Origin of the sequence: Asanoa iriomotensis, from assembly GCF_016862515.1 — a bacterium.
In the GTDB taxonomy this organism is placed as follows: Bacteria; Actinomycetota; Actinomycetes; order Mycobacteriales; family Micromonosporaceae; genus Asanoa; species Asanoa iriomotensis.
This window is the reverse complement of the sequence record NZ_BONC01000179.1, coordinates 1-1,227: the sequence shown is the minus strand read 5'-3', so window position 1 is coordinate 1,227 and position 1,227 is coordinate 1. Positions and strand designations below refer to the sequence as shown.

Below are 1,227 nucleotides of genomic sequence, written 5' to 3'. Positions count from 1 at the left end.
CGTGCCCCTCAGGTCAGGGTTCCCGGGGCGAGGTCGGACAGGTGCAGCTCACGGGCGACGACCACCCGGACGTGGCAGCCGGTGCGGTCGGTGTGGTGCGAAGGCGGACCATTGACATCAGCGACGATCGCCGTTGGGCGTCGGGATATCCTTTCGGCACTTTCGTAGGCCCGCGCTGGACAGGAGATGTTCGCTGTGACGGACGGCCAGGTACCGACGTTGGACACCGGAGTGCCGCACTCGGCACGACTCTGGAACTACTGGCTCGGCGGTAAGGACAACTTCGCTCCCGACCGGGCGGCCGGTGACGAGATCGCCAAGCGGTTCCCGTCGATTGTGGATCTTGCTGTCGCGGACCGGGCGTTTCTACGCCGGGTGGTGCGGTATCTCGTGCAGGAAGAAGGCATCCGGCAGATCCTCGATATCGGGACCGGTCTGCCCACCGCTGACAACACCCACCAGGTTGCCCAGTCGATCGCCCCGGAGACGCGGATCGTCTATGTAGACAACGATCCCCTCGTGTTGGTCCATGCCCGCGCGCTACTCACCAGCACCGCCGAGGGTGCCACTGACTACGTCGAGGCCGACCTGAACGACCCTGACACGATCTTGCGGGAAGCGGCGCGGACCCTCGATTTCAGTAAGCCGGTCGCGGTCACGTTGTTGGGCATCGTGCATTTCATCCGTGATGACGAGGACGCGCGAGCCGTGATGCGGCAGCTCGTTGACGCGCTGCCGTCCGGTAGCTATCTGACGATCGCGCACGGCTGTCACGACATCAACCGCGCCGAGGCGGACGATATCGTCGGTTTCTGGAACGAGCACGGCACCCCGAAGATCGTCTACCGCAGCTCGGCGGAGATCGAACGCTATTTCGACGGGTTGGAGTTGCTGAGACCGGGTGTCGTCCCCTGCTCGCGTTGGCGCCCTGAGCCAGGCGATCCCGACATCGACGTGAACCAGTACTGCGGGGTGGGGGTCAAGCGGTAGCCCTCCGGCTGTGCTTCGTCACGCGGTTGCCGCCCGCATGGGCGCCCGCTCGGCCGAGCGCTGCTGGGGACCTGCCCGGGGGCTGGCGCGGCCAGGTGAGCGACGGTGGACCGGTCCAGGAGGCCGGCCAGCCGTAGGCGGGTCGTGCTGTTTCATCCGAGCCCGCCTCGGGATGTTTGCTAGCGGTTCTCCGGGTCGAGTCGACGGGGTGGGGTTTCGGCCCGACGTCACCCAACA

1 protein-coding gene is annotated in these 1,227 nt (G+C 66.3%); it reads left to right on the top strand.

The window, feature by feature from the left end; all coding sequences use genetic code 11:
* Nucleotides 1-195 precede the first annotated feature (195 nt).
* Entirely contained in the window at nucleotides 196-990 is a 795-nt protein-coding gene (locus Air01nite_RS40850; protein ID WP_373310581.1) for an SAM-dependent methyltransferase, read from the top strand.
* Nucleotides 991-1,227: the final 237 nt, after the last annotated feature.